Genomic DNA, 15,353 nt, shown 5'->3' on the forward strand with positions numbered 1-15,353 from the left:
AGGCCGCCTTTTAGAACATGAACTGTATCGGGTTCAGAGCGCGCGGAAATTGGCCGAGCGCTGCGCCACATGCTGCACGACCTCGTCGCGCGAAACGCCCATGTCGTTCAGCTTGTCCTGATTGGCGTGCAAAGCGTTCTCAAGCTCTTTGCCCAAGCGATTGGCAGCGATGACGGATTGCAGGCAGCGATCGACGACACGCAGCGGGGCGAGCGCCGCGGATGCAAAGTTTGTCGCAAAAGACGCTCTGAGACCGGCTTCCGGGTGATGTGCCATGATCATAGCTCCGTCAGGTTTCATAGGTACCACAGACCAAGTAGCCTTCTGGGACCGGGATAAGTATTTCCGTTTCTGCATTGCCGCATTGCACTGGGCGCATAACACATGGACCGGGCACCTAAATGGGCATACCCTTGCCCCGACCAGAGAGAAACGATGTACCGAGCCCGCCTGATCACCAACCGCTACGCCCGCTCGTTCGAGTGGGTTTACCTGCGTCTCGAATCGCTGATGGTGGCGCTGGACCCGCTGTTTCGCAGGGTGGGGTATCACCGCATGGAACGCGTGGTAGCGCCGGTAGAGCGCCTCACCAAATCGCTGCTGTTCGATTGTCGGATGTGCGGGCAATGCGTGCTATCCTCGACCGGGATGTCCTGCCCGATGAACTGCCCCAAAACGCTGCGCAACGGGCCTTGCGGTGGCGTTCGTCCCGGTGGCTATTGCGAGGTTAAACCGGCGATGAAATGCGTCTGGGTTCTGGCCTGGGACGGTGCGGTGCGGATGCGCAATGGCCGCCAGATTCAGACAGTCCTGCCGCCGGTGGACCATTCTTTACAGGGCAGTTCGGCCTGGCTGCGGGCCTCGCGCGAAAAGGCGGCGAACCTGCGGGTGACCCAGGACCGCCCGCGCACAACGCTGGCACAGCTTTTCCCTGGCGCCCGCCGACAGGAGCCGACGACGACCCCGCTGGCGCAAGAACCGGAAGACGAGGCCTAGCGTGTCGGACCCCGCCCCCAACCACCCCGACAGCCGTCTCGAGCGAGTGCTGCGTTCGGGCCGGTTTGCGATTACCGCCGAGCTGAACCCGCCCGACAGCGCCGACCCTCAAGAGGTGTTCGAGGCCGCACGCCCGCTGGCCGAGGTTGCCGATGCGATCAATGCGACGGACGCGTCGGGCGCGAACTGCCATATGTCGTCGCTGGGGATTTCCGCGCTGCTGAACAAGGCCGGGTATGAGGCGGTGATGCAGGTGTCGTGCCGCGACCGCAACCGCATTGCCATTCAGGGCGATGTCCTGGGCGCGGCGGCCCTGGGCGTGCGGAATATCCTGTGCCTATCGGGGGACGGGGTGGCGGTGGGCGACCAGCCCGGGGCCAAGCCTGTGTTTGACCTCGATTCGATCTCATTGCTGCGTACTCTGCGGGGGATGCGCGATGACGGGTGTTTTCTGTCAGGGCGCAAGATCGCCCACCCGCCGCGTCTGTTTCTGGGCGCGGTCGAAAACCCTTGTGTCGACCCATTGGAATGGCGCCCCGACAGGTTACTGAAGAAGGCCGACGCCGGGGCAGATTTCATTCAGACCAACCATGTGTTCGACATCCCCCGCTTCCGCGCGTTCATGCGCCGTGTTCGCGATCTGGGTCTGGATCAGAGATTGTTCATTTTGCCCGGGACCGGCCCGTTGGTTTCCGCCCGGGTCGCGCGGTGGATGAAGACCCGTGTTCCCGGCATTCACATCCCTGAGCCGCTGATCACCCGTCTTGAGCAAGCGAAAAACCCCGAGGAAGAAGGCAAGGCGATCTGCATCGAGCTGATGCAGGAGATCATGTCGATCGAAGGCGTTGCTGGACTGCATGTCATGGCCTATCGGCGCGAAAACATGGTGTCCGAGATCGTGCAGCGCTCGGGGGTGCTGCGACACAGGGCGGGGTCTGCTGTGCGTAAATCCGACTAACTCCGGTGCCTGATTGTGCGCCGCAGGGCCGCGCGCTGGAAGTTCCTGACAGAATCACAAAAATGGTGCTTCCGGAACTGGAAGGTTGGCGCGCTCTTTCTTTGTTTTCGGCAGCGCAACAACATTAACAGAACATGAACAATGTATTCGCTGCGTGTTCAACCGCCATCACGCATATTGGTATCCATAGGATCGGAAAAAGTGAAATGCCCGGTCTGTCGGAAGGGGAACAGCATGATCAAGACTGCCATCGAGGTTGCACCGCAACACAGTCCCGCAGCGATGCGATCCTCGGGTGCCGCTCTGCGCACCGATCATAATAACACCACGGATTCGAGCAGTGGTCGCTTCCCTCCTATCGAAAATGCACTGACTGAAATTATCAACAATAAGCGACTCAAAGAGGCAAAAAAGGGCACCTGACCTCACATCACGGTGGCCAGATTTTCCCGGGCCTCATCGTCCTGCCCGGGGAAACCCGAAGCCCGCTCCGGTTCGGAGCGGGCTTTTCTCTTGTTGAACCGTCCTGTCAGGATCCGCCGCCAAGCGTCGAAACGACGTCGCCCGACCCCCGGGCAAAAAAGAAGCCGGGCCAGCCATGCAGCGCAGTTGACGCATGGCCGACCCGGCTCTCCTTGCCTCCGTGAGCGGTTGGCAAAGAGCTCGGGTGCTATAGACCCAGAAGGGATTTCACCGCCGCTTCGACCTCATCGGTGACCGGCTTGTTTGCGGCATTTTCCAACGCTTCACGCTCGGTCAATGTCTGATTTTCGACAGCATTGGTCAGGTCGTCGACCTCTGCGGCTGTTTCCTCATATTCAAGGGCCGCTTGCCGCTCGGTATTCAGGCCGTCGACGTTATCGACCGCGTCCTGCAGTTCGGCATTGGCCTCATCCAGCTGTGCCTGAATATCGTCCTTGTCCGCTTCGTCCGCTTCGGCAAGTGCTTCCTCAAGCTCGGTCACGGTGTTCTGCTTTTGCTCGGCATCTGTTAGCGCGGCCTCAAGCTCCTCGTCGATCTCCGAGACCAGGCGCTCCGGCGGGGTCATGCCGTCCAGCAGGGCTTGTGCCTCTTCAAGCTCGACACGCAACCCGTCTCCGGCGAGGACGGTATCGCGGTAGATCGCAATGCGACCCACACGTGAATTGGGCGAAGCGTTCTGAAGTGCGGTTTCGCTTGCGTTGGCCGCGTTCAGCGCGCCCAGTTCAGACGGGTGCACGCCCAGCAGGTTGGCCATTCTATTCCCCGTTGTCCGGACGGTAGGCCGAACCGATTTGTCGACCCGGACCGTTTTTTCCACCTTGCGGACCACGGTTGTCTTTTCAGCAGATCTGGTTTTGGCTTTCTTGCCCCCAAAAAGATCTTTGAGAGAGAAGCCCCGGTTCTTCGAAGTACCCGAACGCGACCCACCCGAGGCCGACCGTTTGCCGCCTGCCTTTCCGGCTGACTTTTTGGCTTCGCCTTTGGACGCGCTCGAGCCGCCTTTACCGTTTCCACCCCCGTCTTTTCCGCCCCCATTTCCGTTTCCACCGCCATTTCCTCCACCGTTTCCATTGCCGCCCCCATTTCCTTTTCCTTCCTTGGCGTAGGCGACATCAGGAAATGCGAAGGTTCCTACGATTGCGGTCGAGCCCAGCAGGGCGATAGCGATAGCCGAGGCTTTCAGCAGGCTGGTGGATTTGGTTTTCATAACGGTCCTCGTTTATCCGAGTGCGAATTTCTTCAGTCTGTGCGCCCATGACCAGGATCAGAAGGCGCGGGGCGGGTGTTGGAATCAGGGCCAACGTCCCGATATAATCCGATGCTCATTGAACCCACGCGTAACTGGTCGTTCATCGCCAGTTCACATTGGAAACGGTAGATTCATGATGCGTTTACGCCGTAAAAAGTACCGACCATGAAACAGCTGTTGATCATTGCGAGTCTCCTTGCCTTCCTTCTTCCCGAAGAGGGGGATGCCGCGGCGCGTGAGCTCAAGCAGTCCGAATTGCGCAAAGCGACAACATCGGGAAGTGCCATCCGGCTGAAGAAAGTCATCAAGGGGGTCGAGAAGGCCTTTGGCGGAACCCCGGTCGACGCGCGCGCCTTCGAGGCCGACAAGGTCTATTATAGGATTCTGGTCAAAAAGCCGGATGGAAAGATCATCAGTGTCATTGTGAACGCCCAGACCGGAGTTGTCGTCCCAAACCGGTCAAGCATCGGCCGCCAGATATCCGAGGCCGCACGCTCGGCTCCGGGGAACTCGGCTAGCGCGGGATCGAAGGGTAAATCCAGCAACAAGGGCAACAACGGTAACCGTGGCGGCAACGGCGGTGGCAATTCCGGTGGCAATGGTGGCGGAAACTCCGGCGGTAATGGTGGTGGAAACTCGGGTGGCAACGGTGGTGGCAATGGCGGCGGAAACTCGGGCGGCAATGGTGGCGGAAATTCCGGCGGCAATGGCGGTGGTAATTCCGGCGGCAATGGCGGCGGTAAAAAGTAGTGGTTAACCCGGCAGCCGCGCGCCTATAGTCCTGTGGTATGAGAGTATTGCTGGCAGAAGATGAGCCGCACCTTTGCGAGCAGATCAAAAAACTGCTGAACGCGGAAGGCCGCGTGGTGGATGTGGCCAATAGCGGGCTTGATGCCCTGCATCTGGGCGCGACCGAGCCTTATGACATGATCATCCTTGATATAGGACTTCCGGAACGGGATGGTATTTCCGTTCTGCGCGAATGGCGTAGCGCCGGGGTCAAAACGCCCGTGCTGATCCTGACGGCCCGCGATGGCTGGAGCGAGCGAGTCGATGGTCTGGACGCCGGGGCCGACGACTATATGACCAAGCCGTTTCATATGCCCGAACTGGCAGCACGGGTCCGCGCCATTTTGCGGCGGCAAAGCGGGCAGCTGAACCCTGTTATCGAGATGGGAAATGTCGTTCTTGACACGCGCAACGGGCGCGTCACGACCGATGGTATCCCGGTCGATCTGACGGCTCAGGAAATCGCAGTTCTGACCTATCTGGCCCATAATGCCGGCCGGATGATTTCAAGGACCGAGCTGTCGGAACATATCTATGAATATGACGGAGATCGGGATTCGAACACGATTGCCGTTTTCATAACCCGCCTGCGCAAGAAACTGGGTTCCGATCTGATCACAACGGTTCGGGGTCGTGGGTATATGATAGATTCGCCCTGATGCTGTCGCTGCGCCAACGGGCATTGCTGGGGGGGATCGCATCGGGTGCCTTATCGGTCGGCTTGGGCACTTTGGCGGTGTTCTCGTATATCGATGCCCGCGTCTCTGACAGGTTCGACACCGCGCTTCGGGATCGTCACACGCAGCTTGTGGTCGGGCTGAGCGTCACGACTCAGAACCCCGAGGCCCTGCGCGATCTGATGTTCGACCCGGCCTATGGGACCCCGTATTCCGGGCGGTACTGGCAGGTGAGCAGCAGCGAGGGTGAGGTCTACACGTCGGCGTCGCTGTTCGACGAGATCATCGCCGAGCCGTCGGGCGATCCGGATGGCCAGACACTTTGGAACACGCGCGGCCCCGAGAATGAGGCGATCCGCAGCGCCTTTCAGAAGATAACCTACGAAGACGGCACCGTTTGGGGGATCAGCGTCGCCGAGAGCCAGACCCAGCTTGTCACCGAGCGCCGTGTTGCGCAAAAAAGCCTGTGGCCGGTCTTCGCTTTGGTCGGGCTGATCGGTGTTGCCGGATCCTTGCTCTCGATGTCGGTCATTCTGGGCCCGTTGCGCAGGCTGCGAAAGGATGTGGCCCATCGCTGGGACAGGGATGAAGATCTCAGGCCGGCGGATTACCCCAGTGAAGTTTCGCCGCTGGTCGAGGATCTGAAACACCTGTTGCGCAGAAACAGGGATATCGTAAGCGGCTCGCGACGTCAGGCGGCGGATCTGGCGCACGCGCTGAAGACCCCGACTGCCATTCTGCGCAATGAACTGGCGACGCTATCTGAGACCGGAGCCGCAACAGCTACCGCTCAGGAAGCGCTGGACCGGGTCGACGCGCAGCTGGGCCGGTCGCTGGCCAGATTGCGGGCGCTGAACGCGGCGGAATTGACCCATTCGAGGACGGATCTATCCAACTCCATCGACCGGTTGGCCCGGCTGTTCCGGACCATGGCGGAACGTGACGGTAAATCGCTGGATATCGCGCGCGACGCGGGGCTCTGGGTTCGCATGGACACGCAGGACATCGAGGAGGTTTTGGGCAATCTGTTGGACAACGCGGTCAAATGGTGCCGGTCTTCTGTCCGCCTGAATGCCAGACGCAAGACCAGCGGCATAGAAATTCTGATCGAGGACGACGGCCCCGGCATCCCCGAGGATGGCCACCGCGAGGCGTTGCGCTCGGGCGGGCGGCTGGACACGTCGGTCAGCGGCACCGGATTGGGGCTGGCGATTGCTGTCGACCTGTTGGCTGCATACGGTGCCCGGTTGGACCTTGGCTTTTCCCAGACGCTCGGCGGTTTGGAGTGCAGGATTGTGATCCCTATCGGCAATGGGTAAGTGCCGTCAGATATTGCGATCAAGAGCATCGTAAACCAGAAAGGTGCGACGTTTATGAAAATCATCATCGATACTGACCCCGGCGTGGATGACGCCATGGCGATCTTCTATGGACATGCCGCACCTGATATCGAGCTTATCGGGCTTACCACCGTATTCGGCAACGTCCTGGTGTCGCAGGCCACCCGCAACGCGCTGTATCTGTCCGAGATGCTGGGTGCCGATCTGCCGGTGGCGCAGGGGGCGGCCGAACCGCATGATTTCCCGGACTATACGCCCTCGACCGCCGTGCACGGTCCCGAAGGGTTCGGCGATGTGGTCGGGCTTGAGGTCGATAAGCACCCCGTGGCAGAGACCGCCGCTGAATTTCTGGTCCGTCAGGCCCGGTTGCACAAGGGCGAACTGGTTGTCTGCGCCATTGCGCCGTTGACCAATATTGCGGATGCGATCCGGCTTGATCCCGAGTTTGTCTCGAACATCGCCAAGCTTGTGATCATGGGCGGGGCGGTGGATTGCCCCGGGAATGTGACCCCTCATGCCGAGGCCAACATCCGCCACGACCCCCATGCCGCGGCCGAGGTGCTGGCATCGGGCGCTGAAATTGTGCTGGTCGGGCTGGACGTGACGTTGAAAACCCTGTGCGACCAGGACGATTTTGACGAGATCGCGCAGGCCGCGCCCCGAACGGGTGGATTTTTGCGCGATATCAGCGCGTTTTATCTAAAGTTCTATAAAGATATTGCCAACGAAGACGGCTGCGGGCTGCACGATTCCACCGCGTTGATCGCCTGTACGCATCCCGAGCTGTTCCGGATGGAAACGACCGGCCTGACGGTGGTTCTGGACGGTGCGCAGGCCGGTAACACGGTGCGGGATGCGACGAAGCCGCCGGTTTCGGTTTGTGTCGGGATTGATGCCGCTGGGGTCAAGGCGCGGTTCATGCAATATGTCAAAACCAACGGCTGACGGCAGGGGAACCCAATGGCGAAAATCTACAATATCGGATCGGTCAACACCGACTATGTATATCGGTTACCTCATCTGCCGACGCCGGGCGAGACGCTGAAAGCGCAGGATTTCGGGGTCAATCTGGGCGGAAAAGGTCTGAACATCAGCGTCGCCATCGCCCGGGCCGGAGGCGACGTACGCCATGTCGGGGCCATCGGACACGGCGACAGCAAGGTGTTGGCCATGTTGCGCGAACAGGGCGTCGATTGCGCTGCGATTGCACAGGTGGACGCGGTGACCGGACATGCGGTGGTTTATGTGGACGACCGGTCCGAAAACCAGATTGTCATTGTCGGCGGCGCCAACCATGCCATTTCCGAACAGCATATCCGCAGCAGCTTGTCCGATGCCGCCCCGGGGGACTGGCTTGTTCTGCAGAATGAGACCAATGCAAACGAAATCGGTCTGAAGGTGGCGCGCGAGAAGGGAATGAAGGTGGCTTTGGTCGCGGCCCCGTTTGACGTGCAGACGCTGCCGGATCTGATCCTGAGGGTTGATCTGGTCTCGATGAACAAGACCGAAACGCAGCAGTTCGAACAGGCGGTCGGCCAGTCCTGCCGAGACGTCCAGGGCCCCGATTTCCTGCTGACCTATGGCGTGGACGGGGCCGCGTTCATAAGCCGCTCGGACGAGGTGCGCGTGGCGTCCTATCCGGTGCAGGCGGTCGATACGACCGGCGCGGGGGATACGTTCTTTGGGGCGTTCATGGCAAAACACGCGCGATCCACGCCGCTGTCTGCAGCGCTTACCTATGCCAGCGCTGCCGCCGCCCTGCAGGTTCAGCGTCCCGGGGCCGCCGTTGCAATCCCGACCGACGAAGAGGTGCAGGCGTTTCTTGGCAGCAAGACCTGAGAGCCGGCCGATTGGCGGCGGTCGCCCAGGCATATGAGGCTGCCGGAGTATTTCAAACGAGTGGAGTGCTTGTCCCAGAGATACGTGCTGAGCGATCGGGCTAGTACGGCGCAGGCATCAGCTGCGGGCGCGCTGCAGATCGGGGTCGTAGGGTGACCGTGCGATAACCCGGACATCAACCAACGCGCCGCACAGATCCAGTTGCATAGTGTTGCCAACACCGGCCAGATCCGGCGTTACAAAGGCATAGGCAAGGTTCAGACCGGTCCGGTGTCCCCAGTCGCCTGACGTGATGGTCCCAACAACCTTGCTGTCTGAGATCAGTGATGCCCCGCCATGCGCCGGGGCGCGGGTGGCATCTACGTCGAGCGTGACCAACATCTTACGAGGACCCTCGGCCTTGCGTCGCATCAGCGCATCCCGACCAATGAAATCGCCTTTCTCCAGCTTCACAAACCGGTCCAGCCCGGTCTCAAAGGGGTCGAATTCGGTCAGCAGATCGGCCTTCCAATGCAGGAACCCCTTCTCCATCCGCATCGACTCCACGGCCCGCACGCCGAACAGCTTCAGTCCATGGGGTTCTCCGGCCTGACGCAGCGCAAGATAGGCGGCGTAAAGTGAGGCGTTGGGGACGTGGATCTCATACGCCAGTTCGCCGGAAAAGCTGATGTTTAGCACCGTGGCCGTGGCGATGCCGACGTAACATTCGCGCAGCGAAAGCCATGGGAATGCGTCGCGGGACCAGTCGCCGCGTGCACAGGCGGACAGCACATCGCGCGCCTTGGGGCCGGCCAGAACTAGAATGGTCTGGTCATTGGTCAGGGACCGCAGCTGCACATCCTCGCCTTCCCGCAGATGCGCCTGCAACCAGTCCATATCGTGATACTCGCTGGCCGCTGCCGAGCCGTACCAGACCCGCGCCGGGCCGCGATCGCTGGCGGGCAGGTTCGCGATGGTCGCCTCGGCCTTCACCATGCCGTGGTGGTTCAGCAGATAGCCCAGCCCCACGCGTCCGTCACGCTTGGTCACCGCACCGCACATCATCCGGTCGAGAAAGCTGTGCCGGTCTGCGCCGGTGATCTCGATGCGGTTGAAACCGTTCACTTCGGTCAGGCCGACATTGGTCTGGATGTTCTGAACCTCGGCGGCGACCAGATCGAAGGCCTCGTCAAAATTGAAGCTCGGCGTGGGGTGAAAATCGGGCGACGGCTTGATGTAATCGACCCGCTCCCAGCCATTCACAACGGTGAACTCTGCCCCCTCGGCGGCGAGCACCGGCGTCAGCGTGGTTGTCTTGGCCGGGCGGCCCGCAGGGCGGTGTTCGTGGGGGAAATGAAACCGGAATTCGTTCTGATAATCCTCGATGGCTTTCAGCGCGGTCAGCTCCACATTCGCATGGCCGGTAAAGCGGCGCGGGTCGAGGCACCATGTGTCATAGCAAGCCTCACCATGCACGATCTGTTGCGCCAGCAGCCAGCCGTGGCCACCCCCTTCGCCCAGACCTGCCCGCAGGCCGATGATGCAGAAGGCGTTGCGCTTGCCCGGGATCGGACCGACCAGAGGCGCGCCGTCGATTGTGTAGGTGATCGGGCCGTTGACGACGGTGTGGATGCCGACCTCCATCAGTGCGGGCATCCGGGCAAAGGCTCCTTCCAGAACATCGGTGACACGGTCCAGATCATCGGGGCAGAGCGCGTTGACAAAGTTCGGATCGATCCCGTCCATGCCCCATGTCTTGCAATCCTGCTCATAGAACCCCACCAGCAGCCCGTTCTTTTCCTGACGGCAATAATAGTCGCTGATCGGGCAACGCAGCAGGGGCATCCGGTGACCCGCCTCGCGGATCGCGGGGATTTCCTCGGTCAGGAAATACTGATGCTCCATCGAGGCAACGGGATGATGCACATCCATCATGGCACCCACCTCGTTCACGCGGTAACCGCAGGCGTTCACCACGATATCGCAGTCAATGTCACCATGTTCTGTGTGCACGGTCCATGTGTCGTCCTGATGCTGGGTTAGCGCGGTAACAGGTGTATTCCGATAGACCTCGGCCCCGGCCTTGCGCGCACGTCGCGCCAGCGCCTGACACAGCTGCGCCGGGTCAATGTCGCCATCCAGCGGATCCCAGAGCCCGCCCAGCAGGTTCTCGGTCGAAATCAGCGGGTGGCGGCGGGCACATTCATCGGCGTCGATCACCTCAAAATACACGTCCATACCGCGCGCCAGGGATGCGAAATGGCGATAGCCCTGCATTTGCTCCGGCGTATTGGCCAGACGGATACCGCCGTCGCCGTGATGGTAGTTGATCGGGTAATCCGGGTCCTCGGCCAGTTCCTTATACAGGTTGATCGAGTGGGTCTTGAGCCCAACCATCGTCTGGTTCATGCCGAAATTGGTCACCTGCGCGGCGGAATGCCATGTGGTGCCGCTGGTCAATTCGTTGCGCTCGACCAAGACCACATCGGTCCACCCTTCGCGGGTCAGGTGGTACAGCGTTGAACAACCGGCGATGCCGCCGCCAATGACGACCACCTTGGTGCGCGATTTCATCATGAAGGGATCCTCCGGCTGGTTTTCCGGGATTAGGGCGGGTTGGCTGCGCATTCCGCAAGGGGTGGCGCGGTTGTGGGCAGAATATCGAAGACTAATCCAGAATATCTCGTACTAATCTGGTTTCCGTTGAACACGGAACACCGGTTTCTTTGAATAGGCCATGCGAGCGAGAGGGACGTTATGGCAGCACGGCAGGGAAAGCGGGCCGGTCGAAAGGGGCGTCTGGCGCAACGGGCTGAAAAACCTGCGCTGGATCCGTGCCCTCCGGGGCAGCCGGGCGGCAGCTACAAGCCGCTGACCGATGCCGAGTTGGAGCGGATCTATTCGACCGCCCTTGATCTGCTTGATCGGCTGGGCATGGGCGAAGTGCCACCCCGGTTGCGTGACGACCTGCTGACTGTTGGCGCGCGCGACACGGGCGAGGGTCGGGTGACCTTCCCCCCACAGCTTGTTGAACAAGCCATTGATCAGGCGGCGAGGACCTTCGTCCTGCACGGTCGGGAACCGGCCCGCTCGATCGAGGTGGGTGGCAATCGCGTGCATTTCGGCACCGGAGGGGCGGCTGTGCAGACGCTTGATCTGGAGACCGGCCTCTATCGCCCGTCTACCCTGCAGGACCTGCACGATTTCACGCGGCTTCAGGATGTGCTGGCCAATGTCAGTTGGTTCACCCGCTGCTGTGTTGCGACCGATGTGCCCGAGACATTCGATCTGGACGTAAACACCGCCTATGCGCTGATCCGGAACACCACCAAGCCCACCGCGACCTCATTCACGTTGGCCGAGCATGTCGCCCCCATCGTCGACATGCTGGACATCGCCGCAGGCGGGCCCGGTGAATTTTCCAAACGCCCCTTCATGAAGGCGCATATCAGCCCGGTGATCTCGCCCATGCGTTATGGAGAAGATGCGGTGGACGTCGTCTATGCCTGCATCGAACATAACATTCCGATGTCCTGCATCACCGCCGCGCAGGCCGGAGCGACAGCACCAGCGACGCTGGCCGGTTTCCTGGCCCAATCGCTGGCGGAAACGCTGGCCAGTCTGGTGATGGTCCATGCCATTCAGCCCGGCTTCCCGATGGTGTTCTCGAACTGGCCGCTGGTAATTGACCTGCGCACCGGTGCGTTTTCCGGTGGCAGCGGTGAGACAGCGGTGCTGAACGCCGCCTCGGCGCAGTTGTCGAACTGGCTGGGGCTGCCGTCGGGCGTGGCCTGCTCAATGACCGACGCCAAGGCAATCGACGCGCAATATGGCATGGAAAAGGGCCTGACCTCGATGGCCGCAGCGTTGGCCGGTGGTAATCTGATCTATGAAAGCTCGGGCATGACGGCCTCATTGCTTGGCGTCAGTTTTGAGGGGTTTGTTCTGGATGATGAAATGCACTCGAACACCTATCGTGCGCTGCGGGGGATCGAGGTGACCGAGGACAATCTGGCCTTTGGGCCAATATGCGACGCAGTATTGGGCGAGGGCCACTTTCTGGGAGCGTCGCATACTTTTGCCGCGATGGAGCGCGACTACTTCTACCCTTCGCTTGCAGACCGCGAGGAGCCCCGGACCTGGGCCGAGAACGGCGCTTTGGATGCGCGCAGTCGTGCCCGACAGCGCGCGCGGCAGATTCTGCAGGACCACAGGCCCAGCTACCTTTCCGATCAGCAGGACCGGCAGATCAGGGATCGGTTCAATATCATCGACGGCTGAGCCTAGCGGATCAACTCAAACTCTCCCGCCAGCCAAGGGATCTCGGACTGCAGCGGCGTCAGGATACGGTCGCGGATCAGCGACCGCGTCTTGGTGTCGATCAGTTCGATGACCGAACGCGAACAATCGGGCGTGGCCACCAACGCCAGCGTGCGGGCAAAGCTTTTGCCCGGGAACGGGTGCATCCGCAGATCAGGTTGGAAACGTTTGGCCCGGGCAAACAGAAGCGGCGTAGTGATGGCCCATCCGGCACCGGCGGCAACCATCGCCATCAATGTCTGGCTGTTGCTGCATTCAAACCTGTGAGGTGAAGCAAGGCCCATCCTGCGCAGCTGAGTTTCGATTTGCCGCGCAATGACCAGATTGCCCGAAAACCGCAGGAACGGCAGGTTCGCGCGGCCTTCGACGATATCGGCCAGCGACGGATCGATCCCGCGCGGCAGAACGATTACGAACGGATCGCGCAGCAGGGGACGGTCCTGCAGGTCTCGCATCTTCTCGTCCGGCGGGGCTGAAATGGCCAGATCCAGTTGCCTGTCGCGCAACATCCTGATGATCGCGTGGCTTGTGTCGGTCTGGTACATGAAATCGCAGCCAGGCATGTTGGCCGACAGAAAAACGGCCAGCTCTGGCACGACGTCGCTGTCGAAATCCTCGATCGTGCCCAGCCTCAGATAGCTCGCATCAGCGATGCTTCCGGCCGAGGCTTCGGCTTTGGCTTTGCGGATCTGCTGCAGCGCGCCGTCGATATTGCGCAGAAAGACTTGCCCCTTTGGCGTCAAAACCATCGGCCTGCGGGTGTGATTGAACAGCTCGACACCCAGATGATCCTCGAGATTGCGCAAATGGTGCGAAACCGTGCTGACGGTCAGCCCGGTCTCTTGCGCCGCCGCCTGAAGCGAGCCCTTTTGGGCGCAGATCTGGAACAATTCAAGCCATCTGAGGCTGAGGTCCTTGGGGGCGGTATTCCTTGGCATCCGGGGTCTTCCGCGATCAGGGTTGCTCGGATCTTTAGCATAATAATTGAGATTTTTGATTTCAAAATATCGTATCCCTTGATTCAGGGAATATGCTTCCGTTTGTGTCGGATTTGCCTTCTGCCGCGCGTCCTAGCACCATTGGGACGGCTATGTGGAGGGCGACCATGATTTATGCGATAACGATTTACGGCGAAGCCGGAGAGTTCGAGGCGCTGCCGGGTGCGCGGCAAGATGAAGTCATGGCGGGCCATCACGCGCTGCAACAGGCCTTGCGCGCGCGGGGTGAATTCATCTCGATCAAGTTGATGCCACCGACCTCGGCGGTGATGGTGAATCCCGCGCCGGGTGCGGATCAGTCACCGCTGATTGTCGACGGACCTTTTGCTGAAACAAAAGAGAGTTTTCTGGGGTTCTACGCCGCCGAGTTCGCCGATCTCGATGAGGCGCTGCGGTATGCCGAAATGATATCATCCCCCGTTGCCCGGCTTGAGGTGCGACCGGTGGCCTGGGCTGGTGGCGCACTATCTTCGGGCGGCTGAAATGTCGGATTGGCTGGAAGCGACCTTTGTCCAGCAAAGGCCCCGGGCGCTGGCGGCGCTGTCGCGCTATTTCCGCGACATTGATCTGGCGGAAGAGGCGTTTGCCGAAGCCTGCCTGAGGGCGGTCGTGGACTGGGACCGAAACGGCAGGCCGCGCGATCCTCTGGCCTGGTTGCTGGCCACCGCGCGCAACTGTGGTCTGGACCATGTACGCAAGATGCGGCGGCGGCAGGACATCCTGGCTCGTCATCAGCACGAGTTTCAGCCACCGGATGAGGGTCCTCCGGACCCGGATGAGCTGCGAGATGACATTCTGCGGCTGTTGTTTGTCTGCTGCCACCCAAACCTTGAGCGGCAGGACCAGATTGCCATCGCACTGAGGGTCGTGGGGGGGCTGACCGTGGCTGAGATCGCCCGGGGGTTCCTTGTCAAACCCAAGGCGATGGAACAGCGGATCACCCGGGCCAAGAAGAAAATCGCAGCCACCCGGGTCGCGTTCGAAGCCCCAAGCCCGCAGGAACGCCACGCCCGTCTGGGTGAGGTTTCGATGATGATCTATCTGATGTTCAACGAGGGCTGGTCGACATCGGGCGGGGATACTCAGATACGACGAACAATGTGCGAAGAGGCTATTCGTCTTGCCCGGTTGCTGGCCGGGCTGTTCCCAGGAATGGGTGAGCAGACCGCTCTGCTTGCGTTGTTGTTGTTCCAACATGCGCGCCGCGATGCCCGTGCCGACGAACAGGGTCGGTTGGTCGCGCTGGAGGATCAGGACCGCCGGCGCTGGGACCGTGGCAACATTGCCGAAGGTGCCAGCCTGCTGCAGAAGGCTCAGCGGATCAACCATCAGGGCCCCTACCGGATCCAGGCTGCGATTGCAGCAGCCCATGCCTGCGCCTCCAGCGCCGGGGAAACCGACTGGGCGCTGATCGAGGCGCATTATGCAGCTCTATATGCGTTGCAGCCGACCCCGGTGGTGCGTCTGAACCATATCGCGGCGCAGGCCAGAACACAGGGGCCGGCGGCGGCGCTTGGCATGATGGACGAGATCGCGCCTGAACTGGTCCGGTACCGCTGGTTCCACACGATGCGGGGCGGGTTGTTGCAGCAGGTGGGGGATCACGACGCCGCAATTGCCGCGTTTGAAACAGCGCTGACGCTGGCCCCCACCGTGCCCGAACGCGCGGCGATCAATGAAAAGATCGGGCAAAGTCGAAAAATTTCCGGTCAGGTGTAGGCATAC

Annotated in this window: 15 protein-coding genes; 11 read left to right on the plus strand and 4 right to left on the minus strand. The window is 60.9% G+C overall.

The genetic code is table 11. From position 1 onward, the window contains the following. Positions 1–33 precede the first annotated feature (33 nt). Positions 34–276, minus strand: coding sequence for a hypothetical protein (locus ACR1XV_RS13750; protein ID WP_480532247.1), 243 nt, complete (start codon positions 274–276; stop codon positions 34–36). A gap of 159 nt (positions 277–435) precedes the next feature. Between ACR1XV_RS13750 and ACR1XV_RS13755 the strand changes: the two genes are divergently transcribed. The 3 genes from ACR1XV_RS13755 to ACR1XV_RS13765 all read left to right on the plus strand — a co-directional run bounded on the left by ACR1XV_RS13755 (position 436) and on the right by ACR1XV_RS13765 (position 2,377). After that, on the plus strand, positions 436–996 hold the full coding sequence (locus tag ACR1XV_RS13755; RefSeq protein WP_480532249.1) for a methylenetetrahydrofolate reductase C-terminal domain-containing protein: 561 nt from the start codon (positions 436–438) through the stop codon (positions 994–996). Between the two features lies 1 nt (position 997). Beyond that, positions 998–1,954 (plus strand): methylenetetrahydrofolate reductase, encoded by a 957-nt coding sequence (locus ACR1XV_RS13760; protein WP_480532251.1) that lies wholly within the window; start codon positions 998–1,000, stop codon positions 1,952–1,954. Between the two features lie 234 nt (positions 1,955–2,188). Continuing rightward, positions 2,189–2,377, plus strand: a complete 189-nt coding sequence (locus tag ACR1XV_RS13765; RefSeq protein ID WP_480532253.1) for a hypothetical protein — start codon at positions 2,189–2,191, stop codon at positions 2,375–2,377. Between the two features lie 247 nt (positions 2,378–2,624). On the opposite strand, the gene ACR1XV_RS13770 is transcribed toward ACR1XV_RS13765, so the two are convergent. After that, positions 2,625–3,644: a hypothetical protein gene (locus ACR1XV_RS13770; RefSeq protein WP_480532255.1), complete on the minus strand. Its 1,020-nt coding sequence runs from the start codon at positions 3,642–3,644 to the stop codon at positions 2,625–2,627. 207 nt (positions 3,645–3,851) lie between these two features. Between ACR1XV_RS13770 and ACR1XV_RS13775 the strand changes: the two genes are divergently transcribed. Genes ACR1XV_RS13775 through ACR1XV_RS13795 form a run of 5 tightly spaced genes read left to right on the plus strand, consistent with a single transcriptional unit; the run spans position 3,852 to position 8,331 of the window. Beyond that, on the plus strand, positions 3,852–4,436 hold the full coding sequence (locus tag ACR1XV_RS13775; protein ID WP_480532257.1) for a PepSY domain-containing protein: 585 nt from the start codon (positions 3,852–3,854) through the stop codon (positions 4,434–4,436). A gap of 38 nt (positions 4,437–4,474) precedes the next feature. Then, entirely contained in the window at positions 4,475–5,134 is a 660-nt protein-coding gene (locus ACR1XV_RS13780) for a response regulator transcription factor (protein ID WP_480532259.1), read from the plus strand. After that, positions 5,134–6,471 carry a sensor histidine kinase gene (locus ACR1XV_RS13785; RefSeq protein WP_480532261.1) on the plus strand — a complete coding sequence of 446 codons (1,338 nt, stop codon included), beginning with the start codon at positions 5,134–5,136 and terminating at the stop codon, positions 6,469–6,471. The genes ACR1XV_RS13780 and ACR1XV_RS13785 overlap by 1 nt, the downstream gene beginning before the upstream one ends. 54 nt (positions 6,472–6,525) lie before the next feature. Next, entirely contained in the window at positions 6,526–7,437 is a 912-nt protein-coding gene (locus tag ACR1XV_RS13790; protein ID WP_480532263.1) for a nucleoside hydrolase, read from the plus strand. A gap of 15 nt (positions 7,438–7,452) precedes the next feature. Beyond that, complete coding sequence (locus ACR1XV_RS13795; RefSeq protein WP_480532265.1) at positions 7,453–8,331, plus strand: ribokinase; 879 nt, start codon at positions 7,453–7,455, stop codon at positions 8,329–8,331. Positions 8,332–8,448: 117 nt separating this feature from the next. Here the strand turns inward: ACR1XV_RS13795 and ACR1XV_RS13800 are convergent, their stop codons facing one another. Further along, complete coding sequence (locus tag ACR1XV_RS13800) at positions 8,449–10,884, minus strand: GcvT family protein (RefSeq protein ID WP_480532540.1); 2,436 nt, start codon at positions 10,882–10,884, stop codon at positions 8,449–8,451. A gap of 183 nt (positions 10,885–11,067) precedes the next feature. On the opposite strand from ACR1XV_RS13800, the gene ACR1XV_RS13805 reads away from it, so the two are divergent. Then, positions 11,068–12,591, plus strand: coding sequence for a trimethylamine methyltransferase family protein (locus ACR1XV_RS13805; protein ID WP_480532267.1), 1,524 nt, complete (start codon positions 11,068–11,070; stop codon positions 12,589–12,591). A 2-nt stretch (positions 12,592–12,593) separates the two neighbouring features. On the opposite strand, the gene ACR1XV_RS13810 is transcribed toward ACR1XV_RS13805, so the two are convergent. After that, complete coding sequence (locus ACR1XV_RS13810) at positions 12,594–13,568, minus strand: LysR family transcriptional regulator (RefSeq protein WP_480532269.1); 975 nt, start codon at positions 13,566–13,568, stop codon at positions 12,594–12,596. A gap of 167 nt (positions 13,569–13,735) precedes the next feature. Here ACR1XV_RS13810 and ACR1XV_RS13815 point away from each other — a divergent pair, with 167 nt between their 5' ends. After that, positions 13,736–14,110 (plus strand): YciI family protein, encoded by a 375-nt coding sequence (locus ACR1XV_RS13815; RefSeq protein WP_480532271.1) that lies wholly within the window; start codon positions 13,736–13,738, stop codon positions 14,108–14,110. Beyond that, entirely contained in the window at positions 14,085–15,347 is a 1,263-nt protein-coding gene (locus ACR1XV_RS13820; protein WP_480532273.1) for an RNA polymerase sigma factor, read from the plus strand. Before ACR1XV_RS13815 ends, ACR1XV_RS13820 begins: the two co-directional genes overlap by 26 nt. Positions 15,348–15,353: the final 6 nt, after the last annotated feature.

Source organism: Ruegeria sp. AD2(2025), assembly GCF_056542385.1.